The sequence below is a fragment of the Limnospira indica PCC 8005 genome (genome assembly GCF_000973065.1).
Lineage (GTDB): Bacteria > Cyanobacteriota > Cyanobacteriia > Cyanobacteriales > Microcoleaceae > Limnospira > Limnospira fusiformis.
The window spans coordinates 5,477,212-5,500,831 of sequence record NZ_FO818640.1 but is presented as its reverse complement, the minus strand read 5'-3'; the positions used below and the strand labels follow the sequence as shown (position 1 = coordinate 5,500,831).

Here is a 23,620-nt window from a genome sequence, read left to right as displayed (position 1 = left end):
GGCTGTTCCTAAATTTATGTAAAGGGATTGCACTTTTTACACCGTGTTATACGGCGAGTTTTAATCGTTGAATTGCTCCGATTGCCCATAAAGTGAGAGTTTCAGCCAAAGCACAACCCCCGGTGTAGCGATACTAGCCATTACTGAATGCTATTTTTCAACCGTAGACTTGGTTTGGCCACCTGTGCAGATTGGTGATCAAGTTGGCAATCCCTTGGTTTTAGCAACTTATGATCAACCGTTTCCAGAACTTTGGAAAAATCATGACCTCATTATGAGGTTTAAAACCATGGATAATCAAACCAAATTTTCACACCAAGATAGTGATTCTGGGTCTGACTCCCAGAATCCCACACCGTTGGCATCTGATTCTAATGGTACACCAACCGAAGGATATGTGTTGAGGCTGTTTGTTTCTGGTCACAGTTTAGCCACAGAAAATACCCTGGAAACTTTGCATCAACTACTTGAGCGATCGCTCAATCACCCTTATACTTTGAAGGTGATTGATGTACTCAAACACCCGGAACAAGCAGAAGCTAGTCATATTTCGGCTACTCCTACTTTGATGAAGGTCTGGCCGCAACCTAAGCGCCGGATTGTCGGAGAACTCAATGATGTGGATACTATTCTAGAACTTTTGGGTGTGCTGGAGGATTAATAATTTTGACGGGTAAGTTAAGATTATCCCAAAACCATTTCAATCTCCTAGAAACCTGTCCCCGGAAATTTCAGGAGACCTATTTAGATGGGTTGGTCTCTCCGAGAACCTGGGAACAAGAAGAACATCTGGGTTGGGGAAGTCGTTTTCACCTGTTGATGCAGCAGGGAGAATTGGGTTTGCCAATTCAAGGTTTTATGGCTGAGGATCAGGAGTTACAAACTTGTTTATTAGCCTTGGTTAAAGAGGCTCCCGAGGTTTTTCAGCCTCAGTATAACTATGTATCGGGAGAATTTCGGGAGGCTGAACATTATCGCACCTGGGGTTTTGGGGATTATGTTTTAGTGGCGATTTATGATTTATTAATTGCTCATGAAAATCAAGCTCAAATTATTGATTGGAAAACTAATCAACGCTTAATTAATCGGCAGAAATTGGCGAATAATTGGCAAACGCGGCTTTATCTTTATTTGTTAGTAGAAAGCAGTGACTATAGCCCAGAACAGGTATCTATGACTTACTGGTTTGTGCGTTTAAGAGGGGATGAAGTACCCCAGAAAATTACTTTTGTTTATGACTCACAGCAGCATGAAAAAAACCACCGCGATTTAACTAAATTGTGCGATCGCCTCAGTCATTATCTGCATCAATACCAACGGGGGGAGGCATTCCCCCAGGTGGCATCTTGAGGACTCGACAAGGGAGGCGATCGCCTTTCTAGGCTTTCTAGGCTTTAATTTTCCAAAGCCACCGCACCGCCAACAACTTCCAGGATCTGCTGGGTAATTGACGCTTGGCGAGCCTTGTTGTAAGACAGGGTAAGGGTTTTCACCAAATCACTAGCGTTATCGCTGGCGTTGCTCATAGCAGTCATCCGAGCCGCCAATTCACTAGCGGTAGACTCCTGCCATGCTCGTAGCAATTGGTTAGTCAAAAACAGAGGCAACAAGGCATTAAGGATATCAACCGGATCTTGCTCAAAAATCATATCCTGAGCGAGGGCTTCCGGCTCAACACTCACCTTTTCTCTAGTTACATCAAACTTACCACCTTTGCTAGTGAGGCGGAACACCTCATCATCCTGAGCCTCTAAGCCTTGCAGGTCTAGGGGTAGCAGAGTTTGGGTAACAGGTCGTGAACTAATCAGAGAGACAAATTTCGTGTAAATCAACTCAACGCGATCCACTGCTCCCGACTCAAACCAGGCGAGGATTTCATCAGCCGCACTGGATACCTTTTGTAGATCTGGGGTTTTCTCTGGGTTATCGCGACATTGAGAGATCGGAGCATCCCGACGGGTAAAATGTTGAATAGCTTTGCGACCCACCAGAAGATAGCTATATTCCAGCCCTTCGGCTTTCAATTCGGCCGCCCGTGCTTCTGCCCGTTTAATAATATTACTATTGTAGGCTCCACACAGACCCCGGTTTCCTGCCAGCACCACCAGTCCCACCTTTTTCACCTCCCGCTGTTGCAGCAGAGGACATTCTACATCCTCAAATTGAAGGCGACCTTGGAGACCATAGAGAACCCCTGCTAGACGGTCAGCAAAGGGACGGGTAGCTAACACTTGTTCCTGAGCGCGACGCACCTTAGCGGAAGCAACTAGGCGCATTGCTTCGGTAATTTTTTTGGTATTTTTGACTGACTGAATGCGATCGCGAATCGCTTTTAAGTTTGACATAGTTTTATGATCAGTAATTGTTATCCACAGACTTAGTAGGACTCTGGGAGTTAATCCGGGTTCAAGCAAGAGTTATCTAGTCAATAACAGACTTATATTGAGGAAGGGGGTCAGTTCCCCCTCAGCCCTCAATTGTTGCCTTTCCCGGTTTTAACTAATTGGTGCGCCGCAGCATAAAGCGTTTCGTTTCCACCAATGGCTGATCCCGTGCGTGTGCTACGCGGAAACTAAGAAAGTCTGCTTAAACTCAGAAATTGCCTCTTTCAGCATAGCCTCAGCTTCTTCGGTGAGGACTTTTTGGCTTTGAACAATCTCACCATATTTGGGCTTGCTATTTTTCAGATAATCCCGCAGACCTGTAGTAAAGGCTACAACTTTATCTTCGGGAACATCATCAAGATAGCCATTAATACCAGAGTAAATCACAGCTACTTGTTCAAACAGTTGTAGGGGGGAATTTTGAGGCTGTTTGAGTAATTCTTGCAGACGTTTACCCCGTTCCAACTGGTTACGAGTGGCTTGGTCTAGGTCAGAAGCAAACTGAGAGAAGGCTGCCAATTCGGCAAACTGAGCTAATTCTAGTTTAACCTTTCCAGCCACTTTCTTCATTGCCTTAGTTTGGGCAGCAGAACCCACACGGGAAACGGAGATACCAGCATTCACCGCCGGACGCAGACCGGAGTTAAACAGGTCAGCGGACAGGAAGATCTGACCATCAGTAATAGAAATTACGTTAGTGGGGATGTAAGCGGAAACGTCACCAGCTTGGGTTTCGATGATTGGTAGGGCTGTCATGCTACCGCCGCCGAGTTCATCATTTAATTTAGCGGCGCGTTCTAACAAACGAGAGTGCAGGTAGAATACATCTCCGGGGTAGGCTTCACGACCGGGGGGACGACGCAGCAACAGGGACATTTGACGGTAGGCTTGGGCCTGTTTGGAAAGGTCATCGTAAATAACCAGGGTGGCTTTACCTTGATACATGAAGTATTCCGCCATGGCTGCTCCGGTGTAGGGAGCTAGGTATTGCAGGGTAGCGGGGTCACTAGCGTTAGCTGCGACAACAATGGTATAGGGGAGAGCGCCTTTTTCTTCTAGGGTGCTGACCACTTGAGCGACGGTTGAGGCTTTTTGACCGATCGCCACATAAACACAGATTACATCTTCTTCTTTCTGGTTAATGATGGTATCAATAGCGATCGCTGTTTTACCAGTTTGACGGTCACCGATGATCAATTCCCGTTGACCCCGACCAATAGGAATCATGGAGTCAATAGCGGTAATCCCTGTTTGCATAGGTTCACAAACAGAGCGGCGCTCAATAATACCCGGTGCGGGGGATTCTAGCAGACGGGTATCGGAGGCTTGAATATCTCCCTTACCATCGATAGGACGACCCAGGGAATCAATCACCCGTCCCAGCATAGCTTCTCCCACGGGGACTTGGGCAATTCTTCCGGTAGCGGTCACAGCGGAACCTTCTTGAATTTCCAGGCCTTCGCCCATGAGTACCGCACCCACGTTATCCTCTTCCAGGTTAAGGGCGATACCAACTGTTCCATCGGTAAATTCTAGCAGTTCTCCGGCCATGGCTTTATCTAGGCCATAAATCCGGGCAATACCGTCACCAACTTGCAGTACTGTACCCACGTTAGAAACTTTAACGTCTTGGCCGTACTGTTCGATTTGGTCTCTGATAATATTGGCAATTTCGTCAGGTCTGATGGATACCATAGTTAGTGTTTGTGATCCGTTGCTAAAGGTTAAACTAAGATAAATGGCTAAGTTGTCGGCGAATTATTAACCGACAGTTAGGCTCATACCAATGCGGCGCAGTTGTCCTCGGATGCTGGCATCAAACAATTGGGAACCCGCTTTAATGATGACACCACCGAGGATCTCGCGATCGATTTTCAGATCCAGCTCTACATTTTGCGCCCCAGTTCTAGCCTTGATCTGCTCAACAACCATGTGTTTTTGGCCGTCGTTTAGCTCTACCGCCGAGGTAACTTCTGCCAAAACTGTTTGATTAAGTTTCCGCAACAAAGCCAAGTATTCTTGGGCTATTTCTGCTAGAAATAGGATGCGACCGCGATCTACTAGGAGCATTAAGAAGTTCCGCAAGTAGGGGTGTACTTCCTCTCCTAACATTCGTGTAATCACGGCTTTTTTATCTTCTCCTTTCACCACCGGACTGCCTAAAAAATCCTGTAGTTCGGGGGAATTTTTGAGCAAATCAATAAGCGATCGCATTTGATTGCCAAAATCTTCCGTGACATTATTTGACTTAGCCACAGACATCAAAGCCGTGGCGTAGGGTTCTACTAATTGACCAACAATTGAACTCATGAACCTCCTCCAAGTAAAGCCAAGGAGCGATCTACCAGTTGTTGCTGGGAATTTTCATCTAGGCGTTCTCTAATTTGCCCTTCGGCGCGTTCCAACGCTTGAGACACAGCCAAAGCCCGCAACTGAGCGATCGCCCTACTTCTTTCCGCTTCCAAATCCTGATTAGCCGTCAACTTCATCTGTTCAACATCTGCCTTAGCACGAGCTGCAATTTGCTCTCTAATCACTTCGGCACGTTCCACAGCAGAGGCTTTAATTCTTTCAGCTTCCGCCTTAGCTTGAGCCAAATTTTCTTGTTGTTCAGCCAGAGCTTTTTCAGCTTCTTTCAAACGTTGATCGGCTTCTTGAATTGCTTGCTCAATTTGAGCGCGTCTTTCACTCAAAATTTTATTGAGAAAGCCCCGCCCATAGTAAACTAGCAAACCAATAATAATGCCTAAGTTTATCAGGTTAGTTTCAAACAGATTAAAATTCAGTCCAAAACCACCCTCATGACTTGCTTCTGTCGCCAGTAATACAAGATTCACCATCTTCCTCTTCTCATAATTTCATGTGATTGCCCTTTCCTCAACCGCCGAATGGCTTAATTAGGGATGGTATGTAGGCTTAACTTTTCCCCCATTTCTAGGGGATTGAAAATAATTTTTGAGAGGACAGCTACCCAATCATTCCAGCTCCTAAAAGTTTATCAAGAATCAGGCGACTAATAGAGTCTACCTGTTGTTCCAAACCTTTTCGAGCCTCGATTTTATTTTGTTCAATTTCTTGATAAGCTGCTTCTCTAATTTTCTGAGCTTCTTGTTGAGCCGCTGCCATTTCCCTAGCCGCAATTTTTTGAGCTTCAGCCTGAGCATTAATAATTAGTTGTTGAGACTCTTTACGAGTTTCTGCCAACTCCAGCTCATACTGTTTAGCCAAACTTTCTGCCTTGCTCAAACGTTCTTTAGCACTCAGCTTATTTTGGCGAATGTAGTCAGCCCTAGAATCAATTGCATTTCCCAAGGGCTTGTAAAAAATTTGGTTTAAGATAGCTGCCAGAATTAGAAATTGTACAGCCATCAATGGCAGTGTAGCATCAAAATCAAACAGACTACTCTCCGTAGCTGCCTCTTCTACGGCCAGCAGAATTGTCGAGTGTATCATTTTTTTGAAGGGTGTTAACCAATGGGCTTGCGAACTTTCTTTTTTTTTTCAGACCACCATAAATGGGTAGATTTCAGATTTGAGACTAGATAAATCCGCCCAAATCCGAAATCTAAGAAATCTGAAAATATCTATACGAAGGGGTTGGCAAACAGCAACACCAGAGCCACTACCAGACCGTAAATAGTCAGTGCTTCCATGAAAGCCAAGCTCAACAGCAGAGTTCCACGAATTTTACCTTCAGCTTCAGGCTGACGCGCAATCCCTTCCACCGCTTGACCAGCAGCTTGACCTTGACCCAGACCAGGTCCAATAGAGCCTATACCTACTGCGAGAGCAGCAGCGATTACGGAGGCGGCAGTAGTTAAATTAGATTCCATAGTTGGTTTTGACCTCAATAAAAAAAGTTGACAAGTGAAATTAAGGGTTGGATTTTTAGCCCCCAAACAATCTTATCAGTTTGTTGGCATTTTAACTGAACAAATTGCTCAAACCGAATCAAACTACTCGTGATGTTCTTCGCCGTGTCCTTCCATGGCTTCCGCGATGTAGTTAGCGGCTAGAGTCGCAAAAATCAGGGCTTGAATTGAACCGAGAAATAGACCCAAAACCATCATCGGGATTGGCACAAATAGCGGCACCAACAGCACCAGAACACCGACTACCAACTCATCGGCCACGACGTTCCCAAATAAACGGAAACTGAGGGACAGAGGTTTAGTAAAGTCTTCCAGAATGTTGATCGGTAATAAGATGGGTGTCGGCTGAATATATTTCAGCAGATATCCCAAACCTCTACGGCTAAACCCTGCATAAAAGTAAGCCAGGGATGTTAGCAGTGCTAAGGCTACCGTGGTATTAATGTCATTAGTTGGGGCTGCCAATTCACTGTTAGGGATTTCAAATACCCTCCAGGGAACTAATGCACCAGACCAGTTAGACACAAGGATGAACAAGAATAATGTACCAACAAAAGGTACCCACGGACGATATTCTTTTTCCCCTATCTGATTTTTCACCAGATCGCGAATAAATTCTAGGGCATACTCCATAAAGTTCTGTATACCGCTGGGGATTGTCTGAATATTTCGCGTTGCCGAAATTGATAGTAGCAGGAGTACGCCAATCACGAACCAGGAGGTCATAAATACCTGTCCATGGATTCGCAGATTACCGATATTCCAGTAAAAGTGTTTGCCAACTTCCAATTCCGCAAAGGGAAGTGAACCAAAGGCGTTTACAACATCAAACATTTGCATTTAGGAGAGTTCCCCTATAGGTCAAGGAGTGGAGAATAATTACAACAGTATTTTTACGTCATGGGTTGGGCCTAACCAATAGGCGTAACGTATAGACTAGCAGGGCGGCTTTATAGGTGAGAAACCCCAGAAAAATCGGTAAGATTTTGAGTTGATTCAATTGAGTAGCCACAATTATCAGGGCTGCGAACACAGCTAAACGATTTTTGCTTGGGGATAATTTTTGTGTCCCAATTCGTTCCACGTCTTTCCCCAGCATTCTCAAGTAGACGACACTCAACAGGGCTCCCAAGAGGTAATTTAGGGCAATGGTCCAGGGATAGAACCAATAAACCACCAGGAAGATTACCACTGCCAGCACAATAGTAGTGAGCAACAACTCCCGTTGAAGCTGATAATACTCTCCCATAGAGGAGTCTGGCTCCTGAACGGGAGACCCCATCTCTACAGTATCCCCGGCATCAGACATAAGTTACAGCGATATGATCGGCACGTTTACCCACGGCGTGAACTCCACGAAGCTCTCTAGTGAAGCTTTGTAAGCCAACACAAATAATATCACGGAACGGAAACAATACTTAAAATAAAATTAATTGTTCCCTGAGTACAGAAATTTATAGAGATTGGCTAATTTTTTGTTGAAGTAGGGAAACTACTTGTTCTATGGGGACTTCGGAGGATTCATGGTCTGCTCGTTGCACTAACTCAACTTTACCGGATTTGATGGCTCTCCCTGTGACTATGCGATAGGGAATCCCCACTAGGTCAGCATCTTTGAATTTTACCCCGGCTCTTTCGTTGCGGTCATCTAGTAGGGTTTCGACTCCGGCTTGGTTAAGTTGGCTGTAGAGTTGTTGAGCGATCGCCATTTGTTGATTATCGCTGACATTAGGAACTGTAATGATGACGTGATAGGGAGCGATCGCCACTGGCCAGATTATACCGTCTTTGTCATATGACTGTTCTACCGCCGCCTGAGCCAAACGAGACACTCCCACCCCATAGCATCCCATAACCAGGGGTAAATCCTCACCTGTTTCGCTGGTATAGGTAGCTCCCATAGCTTGAGAGTATTTTGTACCGAGTTGGAAGATATGACCTATTTCTATTCCCCTGGCGCTTTCCAAGGTTTGGCTTGGGTCATGGATACTGCGATCGCCTTTTTTAGCCTTCCGCAAATCAGCGACCAAATCGGGGAGTTTAAATTCCTGTCCCCAATTAGCACCAACGACGTGATAACCGGACTGATTAGAACCTGTGACAAAGTTCTGCAATTCAACGGCTGTGTGATCAACCAATCGCAGGAATTTCGGGGCTATTTGCTTATTATCGCTGATAATGTAGTCATCTTCGAGTGAGGGGGCGATATATCCCAAGGGCAAAGGTTTACTCGCCCATTTTGCTTGTGTCTCTGGGTCGGGAACTGTGAGGGATAATAAGGCTTTCCCCCCATAGCGACTAGCAGCATTAGTGAGTTGATTGTGCAACTTCACCTCATTGACATCTTGATCACCGCGAATACTAACCAGGACTAAAACGGTGATTCCGTTATCATAGACTGCCTGATATAGCACATTTTTGACAACTTGGGTGGGGGAACATTTGAGAAACTCACAGAGGGTGGCGATCGTAGGGGTATTAGGGGTTTCGAGTTTTTGGTAGGTAGTAAAACCGGAGGCTACCGCATCAGCGGGTAAAGATACAGCCTTTTCGACATTAGCCGCATATTTTCCGTCAGGGGTGTATAGTACCTCATCTTCCCCAGCATCAGCTAAAACCATAAACTCCTGGGAACCAGACCCACCAATAGCGCCAGAATCAGCTTCTACTGCACAGAAATCTAACCCACAGCGTCGCAAGATATTACGATAGGCGCGATCCATATCTTGATAGGTTTGTTTCAGGCTATCTTCGCTGGTGTGGAATGAGTAGCCATCTTTCATAATAAATTCACGGCCACGCATTAAGCCAAATCGCGGGCGGATCTCGTCTCTAAATTTAGTTTGGATCTGATATAAATGTAGGGGCAGTTGTTGGTACGAGCGGATCATGTCCCTGGCTACGGCGGTAATTACCTCTTCGTGGGTGGGTCCGAGAGCCAGAGAGCGATCGCGTCTATCTTTCAGGGAAAACATGATACCTTCTGCTTTCGTGTAGGTATCCCAGCGCCCTGACTCTTTCCATAGTTCGGAGGGTTGAACCTGGGGAAGTAGACATTCCTGCGCCCCGGTAGCGTTCATTTCTTCTCTCACAATTTGGGAGACTTTCTGTAGCACCCGCCACATTAGGGGTAAATAGGCGTAAACTCCGCTACCGATACGACGGATATAGCCAGCGCGGAGGAGGAGTTTATGGCTAGGGATTTCTGCCTCTGTCGGGTCTTCCCGCAGGGTGACAAAGAGCATTTGGGAAAGTCGCATCGGTTTGGTTTCCAGAGATATTACGCAACTTTCCATTATAGCAGATATATTTATCCCCTGTCAAGCATATTATGAGTAATTCCCCAGGGAGATTAGGTGGGGGTAGTGATTTTACCAGGTTACCAGATTTTCCCATCTTTCGATAGTTTTAGGTCCAATACCAGAAACACGGGTAACATCATCTAAACTGGTAAAAGGCTGCTGACTGCGTGCTTCTATAATTCGCTGCGCCAAACCGGGACCGATACCGGGAAGGCTTTCTAATTCCGGCTGAGATGCGGTATTGATGTTAATAATTTCTCCTGATGGATGAAAGGGTGTTTCAATGACACCGCCACAATTTTGTTTTTCCCGTTCAATTCTACTTAAAAGCCAACCAGGAACGCCCAAACTTGAATTTTGATATAAGCGCTCAAATTCCCGTTGAAAATGAGCGTTAACGGTGGGATTATTAACGACTAATAAGGTCTCATCATTGGAGTGATTAGCGGCTCGACTCCAGTTATGGGAACCGGTAATCACGATTTGATCATCAATGACGGCAAATTTATGATGAAGGCGATCGCCTTCAGCCAAATTCGGAACTCCGACGGTAGAAATAGGTTGTGACCAAGGGTTATTTCCGGGTTGATATCGACAATTATTAGGCAAAGCAATCCCCATCATATCCAGGGCTTCGCTATAGTAGCGGTAAGCAAACCCAACCTCAATTAATCCCCGGATTTCCACTCCCCTTTGATGAACTGTTTTTAAGGTATCGGACAATTCCTGAGCCGAGAACACAAATAAAGCAAAATTTATGTCATTTCTAGCTCGTTGTAAGGTTTGAGCAATCAAGCCATTAACGCTATTTTCCCAAGGTCTAGTAGCCGAAATAGGGGCAAACTGAACGGTAACAGTTCCTTGACCGACGGAGACTTGTTTAACTCCCCGATGTGGTTTATTAATCCCAAACAGACTATCATTTTCTCCTCCGGGTCCATCTCCCCACATAATTTCAAATTCCCGGGTAAAAATAGCGGCTAACTCCCGGCTATTGATAGACAGCAAATTATTAGGATTACCCCGGCTTTCGGCGGAGTAAAAATCTCCGTGAATATCACTGGTAGTAAAATTCGCAGAGGTGACAATAACTGTATTTTGGTCAACTATGACAAACTTATGGTGCATCAAACCGCTACCCTTCGACCCATCCTCGGTATCATCGATTAAGGGAACATTAGCATTAGCCAGCATAACCAGAGCATCTCTTTGGTTAATTTCTTCAGGTTCGAGGCGACCATTTTGGTTTAAATCCGCCAAGTGCATAAATTCTTGATAACGACCTTTTTCTCTATCGGAAAAGGCGGCAATTTCGGCGGGGGTAAAATCACTAAAGGGGCGACTATATTCATTTTCAATAATGACGCGCACCCGGACTCCTTTTTGATGTTGATTAACTAAGGCTTGAGCGATTTTGGGTAAACGTAATTCCTGAATGGCGACATCTACACTTTGGGAAGCACTGTTAATAGCATCGACTATAATTTGTTCAAGGTTATCACCGAGTCTAGTTTTGGGGCGATAGGGTTCGGTATAGACGGAAGCCTGGGAATGATTAAAATAAACCCGAATCTGTGGATCTTGAGGTAAGGGGTCAACTAAGGGTTGAACAGAAGCATTATGATTAGACCTGATGCTATGGGAATTGCAAGCACAGGAGTTGAGTATAAATACCAGACTAGCGCCCAGCCCAAATAAGCGGGTGACAGGAAGCAAACGCACCATTGATAGTTAATTGTATAGGTAATTGAGAGTTACCGAATTTTTTAGCACTTTTGTTGTGGTTGTTTGGGGAAAATTAAATTAGCTTAACAACTTGAGACTCGGAAAGTCGCTCTGGTACAATAGTCCAGGGGCTAGGGTTAGTTGCAACCCTCATACTATGCTATGCCAAAGAGAAAAAAGACCTTTCCTTGTGGCCATAAAGGTTATGGCCGTGTTTGTCATCGCTGTGAACAAGTCCAAATAGCGGAGGAACAAGAATATCGGGAGTTAGAAGACAGAAAGAACAAGAAACTGGAGTGGGAGGCTTCATTTGCTCAGGATCTTATTGATTTAAGGGGATTACCGGACTATGTTGTAATTAAGGCGAGGGTTATTATTGATGGACTGACCAGCAATAAAAATTATCGGGAGTTTGGTGGGAAGCGGTTGCGCCATAATCGTTTTGTGATCAGTATTCCTGTAACTCGTAACTATCGGATGTTATGCCAGGATAGTGGCAGTTTTCTGATTCCTCAAAAGGTCCTATCCCATGAGGACTATAACGTTTGTAAGCCGGGTAAATTATGACTGTGGCTTTAATGAAGGTTTTTGGTGTGCCTGAGTTCCCTAGTTTGATGATCACTTTGGGTGAGACTAATGCAAATTTACTTAGATTATAGTGCAACTACTCCGACTTGTGCAGAGGCGATCGCTGCTATGCAAGGGGTATTGACGGAAAGTTGGGGTAATCCTTCTAGCTTGCATGAATGGGGTCAGAGGTCCGCTACGGTTGTGGAAGTGGCTAGAACCCAGGTGGCACATTTAATTAATGCGCCGCCTGATGGGATAATTTTCACTTCTGGGGGAACAGAAGCGGATAATTTGGCGATATTTGGGGTGGTCGGTCAATATGATCAGCCTCAACATCTGATTATTTCTAGTGTGGAACATTCGGCGATCGCTGAACCGGTAGGACTATTGGAAAAACGGGGCTGGTCGGTGACTCGTTTACCTGTCGATCGCCAAGGTCGCATTCATCCCCTGGATTTAAAAACCGCTTTACAACCCAATACGGTTTTGGTATCGGTGATTTATGGTCAGAGTGAGGTGGGAACTTTACAGCCGATTGAAACTTTGGGGAAAATAGCCCGATCCCATGGGGTTTTGTTCCATACTGATGCGGTCCAGGTGGCGGGAAGATTGCCCATTGATGTGGAAAATTTGCCTGTGGATATGCTATCGCTATCTAGCCATAAAATTTATGGTCCCCAAGGTGTGGGGGCTTTGTATGTGCGTCCGGGGGTGGAGTTGATACCACTTATGGGCGGCGGCGGTCAGGAGTTTAAATTGCGATCGGGAACTCAGGCGGTCCCGGCTATTGCTGGGTTTGGGGTGGCTGCGGAATTGGCGGCGCAGGAACTTTTATGGGAAACTCCCCGATTGATTAAATTACGCGATCGCTTGTTTGATTTGCTGGCGGATATTCCCTATTTAGTCCCTACTGGCGATCGCTTACACCGACTACCCCACCATGTTAGTTTCTGTGTGGTTCCCCCGGCTGAGGTGACTGGAATTACTGGGAAAACTCTAGTCCGACATCTCAATTTGGCGGGAATTGGTATTAGCGCCGGTTCTGCTTGTCATAGTGGTAAACTTAGCCCTAGTCCGGTTTTGCTGGCTATGGGATATAGCGATCGTGAGGGCTTGGGGAGTATTCGTCTAACTTTGGGACGACAAACTACCGAGGCTGATATCGAGTGGACGGCGATCGCCGTTAAACAAATTTTAGATCGTCTGATTTCTAAACCTCTAGCGATCGCTTTTTAACTCACTCACTCACAGCGCTATCTGAATCAACCCGCCCCACCTATCATTAATTATTAATTATTAATTATTAATTATTAATTATTAATTATCGGGGCGGGTTCTGCTGTCAATTCAATTCCCCAGGACTATCTGAATCAACCCGCCCCACCCATTCATTAATTATTAATTATTAATTATTAATTATCGGGGCGGGTTCTGTCAATTCAATTCCCCAGGACTATCTGAATCAACCCGCCCCACTCATTCATTAATTATTAATTATTAATTATTAATTATTAATTATTAATTGTCGATTAAGGAAAATAGACGATCGCCTGTGCGTTGATTTTCCGCCGGAGTTCCTATGGTAATTCTTAAACCACCTCCTGTATGGCGAATTAAAGAACCCTGAGATTTCATAGCCTGTACTATTTGATTTAATCGCTGATCAGAATTATTAGACTTGAGACGACCATAGATAAAATTACCATGACTCGGCCAAAATTTGAACAGAGGATGATTAGCCAACCGCGTCCAGAGGCGATCGCGTTCCCTAATAATTTCCGGGATGACCTGTTGTAATTCTTCCCGGTGAGTTAAGGTTAACAAAGCCGCTTCTTGGGAGAAACTAGGGAGGTTATAGGGAAGGCGCACCTTTTCTAAGATAGTAGTCAATTCCGGGGAAGTTATAGCATAGCCAACCCGCAAAGAAGCCAACCGAAAAGCCTTAGAAAAAGTCCTTAAAATCACCCAATTAGGATGTTGGGTAATTTCTCCGGCTACTGTGGTTTGACTAAACTCAAAATAAGCCTCATCAATGACTACTAAGATATGTTGGGGAAGACTCCGCAGCCAGTCTAATTCTGCCTCGGTTAAAGCATTAGCGGTGGGGGAGTTGGGATGCACCACAAACACTACTTTAATGGGGGGGGTTTGCTGGTCGAGAATAGCCTGTTTGGCGGCGATTAAATCTATTTCAAAATTCGCCTCGGACCGATTAACTGTGACTACCGGAACCCCTAAAGTTTGGGCGAGAATAGCATACATGGAGAATGTAGGGTTGGCTACTAAAATCGACCCGGAACCATTTAAGCAGGTGGCAATTAACAGAGAACGGATCAACTCATCAGAACCGTTCCCTACAGACACATAATCAGCGGTTATCGGGGTGGAAACCTCGGAAATGGCAGAATTAACATAATTAGCGATCGCCTTTTTAACAGGCTCGTGGCTGCCGTCTGGATAACGATTGGTTTCAATATCCCGTTGATAGATACTCGCCAATTTCTGTTTCAACTCCCCTGGTAGGTCATAGGGGGACTCGTTAGTATCCAGGCGGTCCATAATTAGATCAGACTTAACCGCACTACCAGAGTCTCCCCCTGGGTGGGGGGTGTAGGCTTCAAATTGATTCAGATCTTCGCGAATAAATGGCAACATATATATAGAGTGATTTGAGAAACTATTACTCAACCCAAGCAACTAGAGGTTTAATCAATGGTTGAAAAACAGATTTTGATGCTGGTGGGTGACTTTGTAGAGGACTGAGTTTGTGAAACTACTGGGAACACAAATTATCCATTCTTAGATATCTTTCCCCCTGGCAATAGGCATTCGCCAACCTGTCCCAAAAGCGCGATCGCTAATTTTTAACCCAGGGGGTGCTTGGCGGCGTTTAAATTCTGCGCCCATAACCAATTTTACCATACGTTCCACAGTTTGGCAATCATGTCCGGCTGCAATAATTGTGGCAACAGATTCATGTTTTTCGATGAGCCGATAGAGAATATCATCTAAGATATGATAGGGGGGGAGAGAATCACTATCAAATTGACCGGGTTTTAATTCCGCACTGGCGGGTTTAATCAGGACATTATTAGGGATAATTTCTCGACCTCGGCTTTCATTTAACCATTTGCAAATTGAGTAAACACGGGTTTTCGGCACATCCGCAATTACCGCTAAACCACCATTCATGTCACCATAAAGGGTACAGTATCCGACGGCGATTTCTGACTTGTTACCTGTGGAGAGTAACAGATGACCGAATTTGTTGGAAATTGCCATTAATAAAGTTCCCCTAATTCGGGATTGCATATTTTCTTCAGCAATACCAAATTGAGTCCCGGCGAACAAGTCATATAGGGTGGTATCAAAGGCATTCATAACCGACTCAATTGGCAGTGTTTTGGTGGAAATTCCCAGGTTTTTAGCTAAATAAAAAGCATCCTCAAGGGAATGTTCGGAACTGTAGGGAGATGGCATCAAAACCCCTAAAACTTGCTGACTGCCTAGGGCTTCGGCAGCAATAGCAGCCACCAAGGAAGAATCAATCCCCCCACTTAACCCAATTACCACCTTAGAAAAACCACATTTTCGGGTATAGTCTCTCACGCCCAAAACCAAAGCCTGCCATATTTCCTCATCTTCATTGAGCAATTGTGTATCGTCACTATTGACGGATTCACGGACAAAAGTAGAACTGTTTGAATCCCATTCAATTATTTGAAAATCGGTCTGAAAAGGGGCTAAACTTTTAACTACTTCACCCGCACCATTAATCACTAGGCTAGAGCCATCAAAAATCAGGTCATCATTAGCGCCGACTTGATTGGTATAAATAATGGGGATTGCGTAGCGGCGGGCGCTGTGAGTTAGCATGGCTTTTCGTAATTGTTGTTTCCCGGCGCGATAGGGGGAACCGGACAAATTTACTACCCAATCAACATGGCGATCGCTTAAATCTTTCATGGGGTCACAGGGATAGTTACGGTGTCCCCAAAACTCCTCATCATTCCACAGGTCTTCGCAAATAGTCACCCCAATTTTTACTATCTCCTCGGAGCGAGGTTTTTTGAAGATTAAAACATCACTAGCTGGGGCGGGTTCAAAATAGCGATGTTCATCAAATACATCATAGGTGGGGAGTAGACGTTTATGGAACACCTGTTTAATCTCACCACCCATTAATAATGCTGCTGTATTAAATAGGGGTTTTCCTCCCAATTCGCTGGCGCGAGGATTGGGGAAAACTGTACCTACTAAAACGGCTAATTCTACGGGTAGTTGTTGGGCGAGTTTTTCGAGTTGTTGTTGGGCGGCATTAATAAAACTGGGGCGGATTAATAAGTCTCGCGGGGGATAGCCAATTAGGGCTAATTCCGGGGTGATGAGTAAACTAGCATCCTCGTTAATAGCGGACTGGGCGGCTTCCAAAATTAGTTGAGCATTACCTGTTAAATCACCGACTGTGGGGTTAATTTGAGCGATCGCAATTTTCATAATTTCACGGCTACCATTTAGGATTGTTGATAAATATTACCATACAGATAGAACTTGCCCATTTATCTAATTTGGACATCTGGTGCTTAGGGAATCTTAAATAACTCAACTCATGGTTATGTTTCCTGAGCGAAAATATGCGTTTTCAATGTTAGTATCCAGGGGAGGGTTCACTAAGGAGGGCAAAATCGGGTTTTGGTCAATATTTCTGCTGAGTTTAAGTCAATTTCTCAGTGTTGACTATTGCCAATCGCCATGGTATCATAAATATGGGAAATTTGGGGTAAACTATCACGGAGGGACGGCGATCGCGATCGCTCATGAACGGACAAAAACCTACTTAGAATCATGACAGTAGCAATGGCTGTAGCGCGAGATATCCTCAAATTAACCATTGGTGGGGGGTGCGTCCTGGGTAGCTTGGCGTTCCCCTCCCTAGTCGCGACAGAAGGGATGGTCTGGGGAAACATCTTAGCCACGGCGTTAGGGAATGTGGCGGCGGGGAATACGGCTAATGCGATCGATGCTTTAATCGATGCACGAGAGGGGGGAGTTTCCCTAGAAAATCAGGATTTAACCAAAGCAGTCGGAAAAGCCATAGCTGCCGTTATCACCCTCGCAGCCAAACAACAGGGCGGCAAAACCCGCCAATATCTGGAAAAAATTGCTGCCCAAGCCAAGGATAACTGGGTTGCGATCGCCCAACAAGAACTCACCCAGCAACGTTACCCCGAACTGCGAGAAGCGAAACTCGACCAATTCCTCACCCCCGAAGAATACCAACTCACCCAACAAGGCAACCTCACCGCTACGGAATGGGGGGATATTTTTATTCGCCTCAACATGGCTGCTTGTAAAGGGGGTGGGTTTCCCATTCCTTCCGAGGTGCGTCAACAAGTTGCGGAATTACTGCATACTACTTTCCCCAAAGCCTTGCGAGAAACCCTCAAGGAAGACTTTGCCAACGATGGAAAAGCCTTTGCCGGATTAACCTTGCAGTTACTCACGGGAATGCAGGCACAACTGAGGCAACTGCAAGCCAATCAACAGGGGGTGAATGTTGAGGAATTCAGCCAAATGCTGCAACAGTTTCAGGAATTGGAAACCCAGTTACGGGGAAGTGTTAGCCAGCAGCAGGCGTTTTTTCGGGAGGTTTCCCGTGGGATTGAGTCGGGTTTTGCGGAAGTCTGTGAACGTTTGGGGGTGATGGAAACCACCATCAGCGAATTGTTACAAACCCTAGAGGAACGCCTAGAGGAGTTGCGCCAAGAAGTGACGGATTTTCGTCAAGAGGTGCGGCAGGGGTTGGAGGCGCTGCACAATCAACCGGGGGGGCGACAGTTCTCTAAACAGGAGTATCGCAATCGTCAAAATATCTTGACTCAGATGCGAACCGAGGTAGAAAGCCGTTTAACCCAGTCTATCCACCGGGCGGCGTTCGTGAATTTGGGCAAGGAACAGCAACCCCAGCAGGTGCAACGTCCTTGGGATATGTCGGTTAAGGTAGGGGAACGGCGCAGCGTTCAGTTACCCCCCCAGACGACGATTCTGGATGTGTTTGATAATCCCACCATTTCCGGCAAGTTCCTGATTTTGGGCAAACCGGGGGGCGGGAAAAGTACGACGTTATTAGAGTTGGCGGAAGCTTTGATCGAGCGGGCAGAAAGGGATAGCGATGCCCCCATTCCGGTGATTTTGGAGCTTTCGAGTTGGCAGGAGGTGACAAAACCTAAGTTTTTGCCCTTTGGAGAGGGGGAAAAATATGACCCTTCGATTAAGGAGTGGGTTCTATCTCAGCTTATCAGTAAGGGGGTGAGTCAGGACATAGGGGAACAGTGGCTTCGGGAGAAGGAGTTAGTGCTGTTGTTGGATGGGTTGGATGAATTGCAACCGCAACGTCAGGGGAAGTGTGTCCGAGCAATTAATCAGTTTTTAAGCAGTGAGTTTTCGCCGTTGCATTTGGTGGTATGTAGTCGCAAGGAGGAATATGAAGACTATGAGGAGATATTGCAGCTAAATGGGGCGATTTGTTTGGAGGATTTGACGAACGAGCAAATTCGGAATTATTTTACCTCGGTTAATCTAGGGGAGTTTTGGGAGAGTATCAAGGGGTCGGATAAGATTGTTGATTTTATTCGGCAGCCGTTGTTTTTAGCGGTTACGAGTATTGCGTATGAACAAATTGATGTTGAGGAGTGGCGGAATTGTAATACAGAAGAGAGGGCGATCGATTATTTGCTAGGTGTGTATCGAGTTACTCGTCTAAATCAGCAATCAGCAATCAGCAAGAGATATCAAAGTAGCCATTCATATTTTCAAAATAAATTAACAACAATTGCTTTATACTTAAATACAGATAAAATTGAATCACAAGAATTAGTTGCAGCAACAATACAGCCTTCACTTCTTTCCAATAAAGACATTCTTTTTTATATGATAATTTCCGGATTGTTTCTGTTTTCACTATGTTTGCCTGTTATTCATTTATTGGTTTTTAGACCCCCACAAGTTGACATTCTAATGATAGATAATTCTCTGATATCCTTGGGACTCATTTTTGTTTTGCCAGCATTGGCTTTTAGTTTACCAATTTTTCTTCCAATCCTTATAGTTTCTTTTCTAGTTAGGATTTTAGTGCTGCCTCTAAGATTATTTTTTTCAATTCCCAATACCAAAAAATTATATGAAAAAAGTGTCAGTGTTTTTTTCGATTATTGGTCTTCAATTGGATCTGTAATTGGCTGTGTTTGTTTTCTTGCTGTTAATTTCTCTACATTTTTAAGTTTAGGCAACAAAGGGCAGACTTGGTTATACTATTTAATGCTGCATTCACTTCAAAAACAAACAATTATACAATCCATAGTATCGGCGGTGGCAATCACAATATTTTATTGCATCTTATTTCGCAATTTTATTGCTTTCATGCCTAAAATTAGAGCATTTTACACACATATGAGCTTGCCAAGCTTTTGTTTTTCTGCATTAACTTTTTTGCTGTACCAAACAATAAAAAGCAGAATAATTTATGATGTTTACTCTGTTTTTTTGGGCTTATTTATGATACTTTATATTCATGATTTTCAATTACAAATGTTTTTTAAGTTTAGACAAAATCTTGAGCTTTACACAAAATTTGTAAATACTTCTTTAAAGGATTTGTGGATTGGCAATGCTATTTTGTTTTTGATAGGTTTCTTGTCAGGAACTATTGCTAGTTTGGCGGTCGGAACTCATTTTGCAATAGGAAATGGTGTATTGGTCGGTTTATTATTTAGTCTATTTAATTGCTTCCCTTATATCCAGTATTTTTCACTACGTCTAACCCTATGGCTAACAGGTCAAATGCCCTGGAACATCACCCGCTTCCTCGACTACTGTACAGAACGTCTGATCCTGCAACGAGTCGGCAACCGCTACCGCTTCATCCATCGCCTCGTGCAAGAACACTTCGCTAAACTGGAAATCCAGAAACACTAAAACCCAATCAAAGAAAACCCTTTCTCAAACATCTAGTTAAAATATCACTGTATCCTCAACCCCATAAAACGATGAACCCAACTCAATATCAACTCTCCCTCAGCTTTGAACAAGTGTTGAGCCTCGTCAAACAACTACCGGAGGCTGACAAATTAAAACTTGGTGAAGCCTTATCCAAAGACTTGCTAGATAGCAAACTGACTCATCTTCTCCAATGCTTCAAGACTGATGAACTCTCCTTAGCCGAAATCACCCAAGAAGTCGAAGCGTTGAGGACAGAAATTCATGACCAGCAAACCACCCATTTTTGTGCATTCTAATCCAGCGGCATAGAAACCCGGTTTCTGGAAACTTGGCTATAATAGTAGTCACCCCCTTAGCCCCTCCTCAACTTAAATCAGTTTAAGAAGGATGAGTTGGCGTCAATCAGGTATAATTAGATATTAATCACAAATCAGAGGGATTCATGCTGAACATACAACTAGACCCCGAAACCGAAGCCCGTTTAGTGGAAATTTTAGCCAAGGAAAAAACGACCAGCGATGAATTGATTAAACGGTTAGTTAAAGAACGCTGGTTGAGTTTACAACCCCGCCAAACTATTGTCGAGAGACGTGGGGGACATCCTGAACATCTGTTAGAAGATGCGCCGCCTGATTTATCAGAACGGGCTAATCGCAAAAAGGCGATCGCTGATTATTTGAAAAAGAAATATCCTCAATACGATTTACCATGACCTACTATCCTGTAATTCTTGTAGATAGTGGAATTCTAGTCGCTTACTACAGTTCCAAAGACCGCTATCATCAACAGGTACGAGTCTTCTTTGAAAGATGTACCAGTAACCTAGTGACTACTGTTGGCTGTGCTACTGAGGTGATGTGGCTACTTGGTCCAGATTGGCGTACCCAAAATGAGTTTCTTTATGATATGGCGACAAAACTTTATGAATGTATCCCACTGCTGCCTGAAGATTTTTCCCGCATTGCTGAACTGAATCAGCAATATGCAGATTTGCCCGGAGATTTTGCGGATTTGTCTCTAATTGCGATTTCGGAACGGCTGAATATTCCAGCTATTGCTACTTTAGATAGTGATTTTGATGTGTATCGGCGTTATCGAAACCGAGCTTTTGAACGGGCATTTATCCCTGAATCATAAAGTGATTTTTAGGGGGGTCGATGATTTCTAGGAGTGAGTTATAAAAACTCAAATCAATGCTTGATTAACGAGGACCGTACTAGGATGGAAGTTTCAAGAAAATTTGTTGTTTGCATCAAAAACACAGACTATGCCGCTTCCCTAGAAGTTCGCAAAATTTATCAAGTCTTACCCGACTCAAAAGCCAGTCACCATAAAATGCTGCGGATAATTGATGAATCCGGGGAAGATTATCTCTATCCTAACGCCTATTTTATGCCCATTGAACTCTCTGCCTCTCTCCAGCAAGTTTTAGAAAGGTCTTAGGCTGCGTGGAATCAAAGAAAACGAGCTTCTTGGTATTTTGCTACAATAGTATCAACCCTTACCCTCTCCTCAAAATGACATTCACCACCGATACTCCTGTAACTTGGCAATACCTAGAGATTGATGCTCAAAATCAGGCAACCATTGCCCAGAGTCGCCTTTCAGTTGCCCAATTGATTCAAGAAAAACACGCCCACGGCTGGAGTCCAGAAGAACTGCACTTTCAACACCCAGAAATTTCCCTGGCTGCCATTTATTCTGCCCTCAGTTATTACTACACCTATCAACCCCAGATTGATGCTCAAATTGCCCAACAACAGGAAGAAATCCAGAACCTGCAAGCTGATTTAATTACAATAGGAGTCGGTCATCATACTGCCGATTTTAAACAAAGGCTTCAGCAAAAGAGGAAAAGCTATGAACTTTGAGTATCTGAGAAATCGTGTTTCTGCAATAGTTTCAGGGACTAACCAGAGTTTTGATACAAACCCGGTTTATGATTCCCCACCTTCAAAATAAACCCGGTTGAGCCAATAGCGAGTATAATAAAAACATCACCTGAAAGCTGACTCCAAAACCGATGTCTAATTACCAAGAAATTCTGCATCAAGCTCAAACTCTAACCTCAGATGAGCAAAAACTTCTGTTAAAAGAACTAGCTACCCTAGTTTCTCAGGGTGAACCCTCTCAAGAGGTGCAAAATACTACCGAATCACCCCGACTCAACTTGAATCGATGGCGTGGGTTTCTACCCAAGCGCGTCGATGCTCTGAAATTTCAATTAAAAATTCGACAAGAATGGGATGCCGAATAAATACCTTCTCGATACTAACATCCTGATTTATTATTTTAATAATCAGCCCGAAGTTCAGGATGTATTTGAGGAAATTGACAGCCGACAAGCAGAGGGATTTTACTGTCCAATTACTTGGGTTGAATTGCTTTGTTACCCGGGTCTAACCGAAGAGCAAGCCAATGAAATGCGAGAGTTTTTAAGGCTAATTAACTGCGTATCCTTGACGGAAGCGGTTTTAGATACTGCGGCGATAATTAGGCGAAATTATCGCTTAAAACTGGCTGATGGTATCATTGCCGCTTGTGCTTTAGTCACCGGATGTATTTTGGTCACTCGCAACGTTGATGATTTTAAGCGCATTGACGGGTTAAGTTTATGGAATCCATTTGATAAGTGATGTTGTCAAGAAACCAGGTTGCTGGAAATTTTGCTATAATAGTAGTCACCCCCCCCTTAGCCCCTCCTCAACTTAAATCGATTTAAGGATGAGTTGGCATAAATCAGGTATAATTAGATATTAGTCACAAATCAGAGTCATGCTTAACATACAACTAGACCCCGAAACCGAAGCCCGTTTAGTGGGAATTTTAGCCAGGGAAAAAACGACTAGCGATGAATTGATTAAACGCTTGGTTCAAGAACGCTGGTTAAGTTTACAACCCCGCAAGACTATTGTCGAAAGACGTGGGGGACATCCTGAATATCTGTTAGAAGATGCGCCGCCTGATTTATCAGAACGGGCCGATCGCAAAAAGGCGATCGCTGATTATTTGAAAAAGAAACATCCTCAATACGATTTGCCATGACCTAATATCCCGTAATTATTGGATATAAACGAGTGAAATTAGCCGTAAAAACTGAAGGAAAAAATCATGCCCATTATTAGAATTTCTAAGCAATATTTAATTGACCAAAATGAAGAATTTATTACCGTGGATGTGCCTGTTTCAGTGGTAGCCCTCTGGCAACGGGATTATGCCAAGGTTGCCCAAGCCAAGGGATTGCTAAAAGATAAGCGAGATAAAATGCGGGCTCATCTCGACACAATGCGTCAAGAGTGGGAGCGGTGAAATATCTCTACGACACCAACATTTTTATTGACTACTTGGCTGAAGAACCAGCAATATTGTCATTTTTCTCAGAATCATTTCTCAGCAAAAATGAAGTGATTATTTCCTGCATTGTGCGAATTGAGTTGCTGAGTTTCCCAGAATTATCCAATGAGGAAGAAGCGGTCATTACTGATTTGTTGATGCAGTTTGAACAAGTCCCCCTACTGCCCCAAATTGAAGATCGCACCATTCAATTACGGCGACATAACCGCCTCAAACTTCCCGATGCCCTGATTGCGGCAACTGCATTGCACTGCTCTGCTTGTGTGATGACTAGAAATGTGGATGACTTCAAGCGCGTACCTGAGTTAACATTATGTAATCCCTTTGAAGGGGTGAAGGAGGGTAATGATACAGATTAACCATTCCCCACCCAAGCTGCCAAATCATTTGTAACGGCTAATGGGCGAAGAAAAAA

At 44.3% G+C, this 23,620-nt stretch carries 27 protein-coding genes; 15 read left to right on the top strand and 12 right to left on the bottom strand.

The window, feature by feature from the left end; all coding sequences use genetic code 11:
* Positions 1-289 precede the first annotated feature (289 nt).
* Positions 290-661 carry a circadian clock KaiB family protein gene (locus XZ46_RS24340; protein ID WP_228116413.1) on the top strand — a complete coding sequence of 124 codons (372 nt, stop codon included), beginning with the start codon at positions 290-292 and terminating at the stop codon, positions 659-661.
* A 5-nt stretch (positions 662-666) separates the two neighbouring features.
* Positions 667-1,350, top strand: a complete 684-nt coding sequence (locus tag XZ46_RS24335; protein WP_006618466.1) for a PD-(D/E)XK nuclease family protein — start codon at positions 667-669, stop codon at positions 1,348-1,350.
* 44 nt (positions 1,351-1,394) lie between these two features.
* On the opposite strand, the gene XZ46_RS24330 is transcribed toward XZ46_RS24335, so the two are convergent.
* From XZ46_RS24330 to XZ46_RS24285, 10 genes are all read right to left on the bottom strand, one after another.
* Entirely contained in the window at positions 1,395-2,345 is a 951-nt protein-coding gene (locus XZ46_RS24330) for a F0F1 ATP synthase subunit gamma (RefSeq protein ID WP_008055484.1), read from the bottom strand.
* A 216-nt stretch (positions 2,346-2,561) separates the two neighbouring features.
* The gene (gene atpA / locus XZ46_RS24325; RefSeq protein WP_006623168.1) at positions 2,562-4,079 is read right to left on the bottom strand and encodes a F0F1 ATP synthase subunit alpha; all 1,518 of its coding nucleotides are present in this window, start codon (positions 4,077-4,079) and stop codon (positions 2,562-2,564) included.
* Between the two features lie 66 nt (positions 4,080-4,145).
* A complete protein-coding gene (gene atpH / locus XZ46_RS24320; protein WP_006623169.1) occupies positions 4,146-4,694 on the bottom strand; it encodes an ATP synthase F1 subunit delta in 549 nt (182 codons plus the stop codon).
* Positions 4,691-5,224 carry a F0F1 ATP synthase subunit B gene (locus tag XZ46_RS24315; protein ID WP_006618462.1) on the bottom strand — a complete coding sequence of 178 codons (534 nt, stop codon included), beginning with the start codon at positions 5,222-5,224 and terminating at the stop codon, positions 4,691-4,693. Before XZ46_RS24315 ends, atpH begins: the two co-directional genes overlap by 4 nt.
* A 127-nt stretch (positions 5,225-5,351) precedes the next feature.
* Positions 5,352-5,837, bottom strand: coding sequence for a F0F1 ATP synthase subunit B' (locus tag XZ46_RS24310; protein WP_006623170.1), 486 nt, complete (start codon positions 5,835-5,837; stop codon positions 5,352-5,354).
* A gap of 131 nt (positions 5,838-5,968) precedes the next feature.
* Positions 5,969-6,217, bottom strand: coding sequence for an ATP synthase F0 subunit C (atpE, locus tag XZ46_RS24305; protein ID WP_006618460.1), 249 nt, complete (start codon positions 6,215-6,217; stop codon positions 5,969-5,971).
* Positions 6,218-6,340: 123 nt separating this feature from the next.
* Positions 6,341-7,096, bottom strand: coding sequence for a F0F1 ATP synthase subunit A (gene atpB / locus XZ46_RS24300; protein ID WP_006618459.1), 756 nt, complete (start codon positions 7,094-7,096; stop codon positions 6,341-6,343).
* 58 nt (positions 7,097-7,154) lie between these two features.
* Positions 7,155-7,565 carry an ATP synthase subunit I gene (locus tag XZ46_RS24295; RefSeq protein ID WP_006623171.1) on the bottom strand — a complete coding sequence of 137 codons (411 nt, stop codon included), beginning with the start codon at positions 7,563-7,565 and terminating at the stop codon, positions 7,155-7,157.
* Between the two features lie 145 nt (positions 7,566-7,710).
* Complete coding sequence (gene proS, locus XZ46_RS24290; protein WP_048895474.1) at positions 7,711-9,516, bottom strand: proline--tRNA ligase; 1,806 nt, start codon at positions 9,514-9,516, stop codon at positions 7,711-7,713.
* 111 nt (positions 9,517-9,627) lie between these two features.
* Positions 9,628-11,283: a phospholipase D-like domain-containing protein gene (locus XZ46_RS24285; RefSeq protein ID WP_006623173.1), complete on the bottom strand. Its 1,656-nt coding sequence runs from the start codon at positions 11,281-11,283 to the stop codon at positions 9,628-9,630.
* Positions 11,284-11,445: 162 nt separating this feature from the next.
* On the opposite strand from XZ46_RS24285, the gene XZ46_RS24280 reads away from it, so the two are divergent.
* Both XZ46_RS24280 and XZ46_RS24275 read left to right on the top strand, forming a co-directional pair.
* Complete coding sequence (locus tag XZ46_RS24280; RefSeq protein WP_006669601.1) at positions 11,446-11,850, top strand: DUF7682 family zinc-binding protein; 405 nt, start codon at positions 11,446-11,448, stop codon at positions 11,848-11,850.
* Between the two features lie 69 nt (positions 11,851-11,919).
* Complete coding sequence (locus XZ46_RS24275) at positions 11,920-13,089, top strand: cysteine desulfurase family protein (RefSeq protein WP_006623175.1); 1,170 nt, start codon at positions 11,920-11,922, stop codon at positions 13,087-13,089.
* A gap of 282 nt (positions 13,090-13,371) precedes the next feature.
* On the opposite strand, the gene XZ46_RS24270 is transcribed toward XZ46_RS24275, so the two are convergent.
* Positions 13,372-14,508, bottom strand: a complete 1,137-nt coding sequence (locus XZ46_RS24270; protein WP_008055494.1) for a histidinol-phosphate transaminase — start codon at positions 14,506-14,508, stop codon at positions 13,372-13,374.
* A gap of 144 nt (positions 14,509-14,652) precedes the next feature.
* The gene (locus tag XZ46_RS24265) at positions 14,653-16,350 is read right to left on the bottom strand and encodes an NAD+ synthase (RefSeq protein WP_008055496.1); all 1,698 of its coding nucleotides are present in this window, start codon (positions 16,348-16,350) and stop codon (positions 14,653-14,655) included.
* Between the two features lie 348 nt (positions 16,351-16,698).
* Here XZ46_RS24265 and XZ46_RS24255 point away from each other — a divergent pair, with 348 nt between their 5' ends.
* From XZ46_RS24255 to XZ46_RS24205, 11 genes are all read left to right on the top strand, one after another.
* A complete protein-coding gene (locus XZ46_RS24255) occupies positions 16,699-19,827 on the top strand; it encodes an NACHT domain-containing protein (RefSeq protein ID WP_008055497.1) in 3,129 nt (1,042 codons plus the stop codon).
* A gap of 71 nt (positions 19,828-19,898) precedes the next feature.
* A complete protein-coding gene (vap15, locus tag XZ46_RS24250; protein WP_008055499.1) occupies positions 19,899-20,147 on the top strand; it encodes a type II toxin-antitoxin system VapB15 family antitoxin in 249 nt (82 codons plus the stop codon).
* A 146-nt stretch (positions 20,148-20,293) separates the two neighbouring features.
* Positions 20,294-20,563 carry a hypothetical protein gene (locus tag XZ46_RS24245; RefSeq protein WP_008055501.1) on the top strand — a complete coding sequence of 90 codons (270 nt, stop codon included), beginning with the start codon at positions 20,294-20,296 and terminating at the stop codon, positions 20,561-20,563.
* Positions 20,560-20,988, top strand: coding sequence for a type II toxin-antitoxin system VapC family toxin (locus tag XZ46_RS24240; protein ID WP_008055503.1), 429 nt, complete (start codon positions 20,560-20,562; stop codon positions 20,986-20,988). The genes XZ46_RS24245 and XZ46_RS24240 overlap by 4 nt, the downstream gene beginning before the upstream one ends.
* A gap of 84 nt (positions 20,989-21,072) precedes the next feature.
* Entirely contained in the window at positions 21,073-21,294 is a 222-nt protein-coding gene (locus XZ46_RS24235; RefSeq protein ID WP_008055505.1) for a hypothetical protein, read from the top strand.
* A 74-nt stretch (positions 21,295-21,368) separates the two neighbouring features.
* Positions 21,369-21,722, top strand: a complete 354-nt coding sequence (locus XZ46_RS24230) for a DUF433 domain-containing protein (protein ID WP_008055507.1) — start codon at positions 21,369-21,371, stop codon at positions 21,720-21,722.
* 152 nt (positions 21,723-21,874) lie between these two features.
* Positions 21,875-22,108, top strand: coding sequence for a hypothetical protein (locus XZ46_RS24225; RefSeq protein WP_008055509.1), 234 nt, complete (start codon positions 21,875-21,877; stop codon positions 22,106-22,108).
* On the top strand, positions 22,098-22,487 hold the full coding sequence (locus XZ46_RS24220) for a type II toxin-antitoxin system VapC family toxin (RefSeq protein WP_008055511.1): 390 nt from the start codon (positions 22,098-22,100) through the stop codon (positions 22,485-22,487). Before XZ46_RS24225 ends, XZ46_RS24220 begins: the two co-directional genes overlap by 11 nt.
* Positions 22,488-22,626: 139 nt before the next feature.
* Entirely contained in the window at positions 22,627-22,896 is a 270-nt protein-coding gene (locus tag XZ46_RS24215; protein ID WP_008055513.1) for a hypothetical protein, read from the top strand.
* 66 nt (positions 22,897-22,962) lie between these two features.
* Positions 22,963-23,160 carry a hypothetical protein gene (locus XZ46_RS24210; protein WP_008055515.1) on the top strand — a complete coding sequence of 66 codons (198 nt, stop codon included), beginning with the start codon at positions 22,963-22,965 and terminating at the stop codon, positions 23,158-23,160.
* Positions 23,157-23,564, top strand: coding sequence for a type II toxin-antitoxin system VapC family toxin (locus XZ46_RS24205; protein ID WP_008055518.1), 408 nt, complete (start codon positions 23,157-23,159; stop codon positions 23,562-23,564). The genes XZ46_RS24210 and XZ46_RS24205 overlap by 4 nt, the downstream gene beginning before the upstream one ends.
* Positions 23,565-23,620 lie beyond the last annotated feature (56 nt).

What these genes read in the sequence shown, in the direction of transcription:
- XZ46_RS24275 (WP_006623175.1), top strand. Translation starts at nt 11,920, where the DNA reads ATGCAAATTTACTTAGATTATAGTGCAACTACTCCGACTTGTGCAGAG.
- XZ46_RS24310 (WP_006623170.1), bottom strand. Translation starts at nt 5,837, where the DNA reads ATGATACACTCGACAATTCTGCTGGCCGTAGAAGAGGCAGCTACGGAG.
- atpH (WP_006623169.1), bottom strand. Translation starts at nt 4,694, where the DNA reads ATGAGTTCAATTGTTGGTCAATTAGTAGAACCCTACGCCACGGCTTTG.
- atpB (WP_006618459.1), bottom strand. Translation starts at nt 7,096, where the DNA reads ATGCAAATGTTTGATGTTGTAAACGCCTTTGGTTCACTTCCCTTTGCG.
- XZ46_RS24285 (WP_006623173.1), bottom strand. Translation starts at nt 11,283, where the DNA reads ATGGTGCGTTTGCTTCCTGTCACCCGCTTATTTGGGCTGGGCGCTAGT.
- XZ46_RS24235 (WP_008055505.1), top strand. Translation starts at nt 21,073, where the DNA reads ATGGAAGTTTCAAGAAAATTTGTTGTTTGCATCAAAAACACAGACTAT.
- XZ46_RS24245 (WP_008055501.1), top strand. Translation starts at nt 20,294, where the DNA reads ATGCTGAACATACAACTAGACCCCGAAACCGAAGCCCGTTTAGTGGAA.
- XZ46_RS24220 (WP_008055511.1), top strand. Translation starts at nt 22,098, where the DNA reads ATGCCGAATAAATACCTTCTCGATACTAACATCCTGATTTATTATTTT.
- XZ46_RS24210 (WP_008055515.1), top strand. Translation starts at nt 22,963, where the DNA reads ATGCCCATTATTAGAATTTCTAAGCAATATTTAATTGACCAAAATGAA.
- XZ46_RS24270 (WP_008055494.1), bottom strand. Translation starts at nt 14,508, where the DNA reads ATGTTGCCATTTATTCGCGAAGATCTGAATCAATTTGAAGCCTACACC.
- proS (WP_048895474.1), bottom strand. Translation starts at nt 9,516, where the DNA reads ATGCGACTTTCCCAAATGCTCTTTGTCACCCTGCGGGAAGACCCGACA.
- XZ46_RS24255 (WP_008055497.1), top strand. Translation starts at nt 16,699, where the DNA reads ATGACAGTAGCAATGGCTGTAGCGCGAGATATCCTCAAATTAACCATT.
- XZ46_RS24340 (WP_228116413.1), top strand. Translation starts at nt 290, where the DNA reads ATGGATAATCAAACCAAATTTTCACACCAAGATAGTGATTCTGGGTCT.
- atpA (WP_006623168.1), bottom strand. Translation starts at nt 4,079, where the DNA reads ATGGTATCCATCAGACCTGACGAAATTGCCAATATTATCAGAGACCAA.
- XZ46_RS24280 (WP_006669601.1), top strand. Translation starts at nt 11,446, where the DNA reads ATGCCAAAGAGAAAAAAGACCTTTCCTTGTGGCCATAAAGGTTATGGC.
- XZ46_RS24240 (WP_008055503.1), top strand. Translation starts at nt 20,560, where the DNA reads ATGACCTACTATCCTGTAATTCTTGTAGATAGTGGAATTCTAGTCGCT.
- XZ46_RS24230 (WP_008055507.1), top strand. Translation starts at nt 21,369, where the DNA reads ATGACATTCACCACCGATACTCCTGTAACTTGGCAATACCTAGAGATT.
- XZ46_RS24265 (WP_008055496.1), bottom strand. Translation starts at nt 16,350, where the DNA reads ATGAAAATTGCGATCGCTCAAATTAACCCCACAGTCGGTGATTTAACA.
- XZ46_RS24225 (WP_008055509.1), top strand. Translation starts at nt 21,875, where the DNA reads ATGTCTAATTACCAAGAAATTCTGCATCAAGCTCAAACTCTAACCTCA.
- XZ46_RS24330 (WP_008055484.1), bottom strand. Translation starts at nt 2,345, where the DNA reads ATGTCAAACTTAAAAGCGATTCGCGATCGCATTCAGTCAGTCAAAAAT.
- atpE (WP_006618460.1), bottom strand. Translation starts at nt 6,217, where the DNA reads ATGGAATCTAATTTAACTACTGCCGCCTCCGTAATCGCTGCTGCTCTC.
- XZ46_RS24315 (WP_006618462.1), bottom strand. Translation starts at nt 5,224, where the DNA reads ATGGTGAATCTTGTATTACTGGCGACAGAAGCAAGTCATGAGGGTGGT.
- XZ46_RS24215 (WP_008055513.1), top strand. Translation starts at nt 22,627, where the DNA reads ATGCTTAACATACAACTAGACCCCGAAACCGAAGCCCGTTTAGTGGGA.
- XZ46_RS24295 (WP_006623171.1), bottom strand. Translation starts at nt 7,565, where the DNA reads ATGTCTGATGCCGGGGATACTGTAGAGATGGGGTCTCCCGTTCAGGAG.
- vap15 (WP_008055499.1), top strand. Translation starts at nt 19,899, where the DNA reads ATGAACCCAACTCAATATCAACTCTCCCTCAGCTTTGAACAAGTGTTG.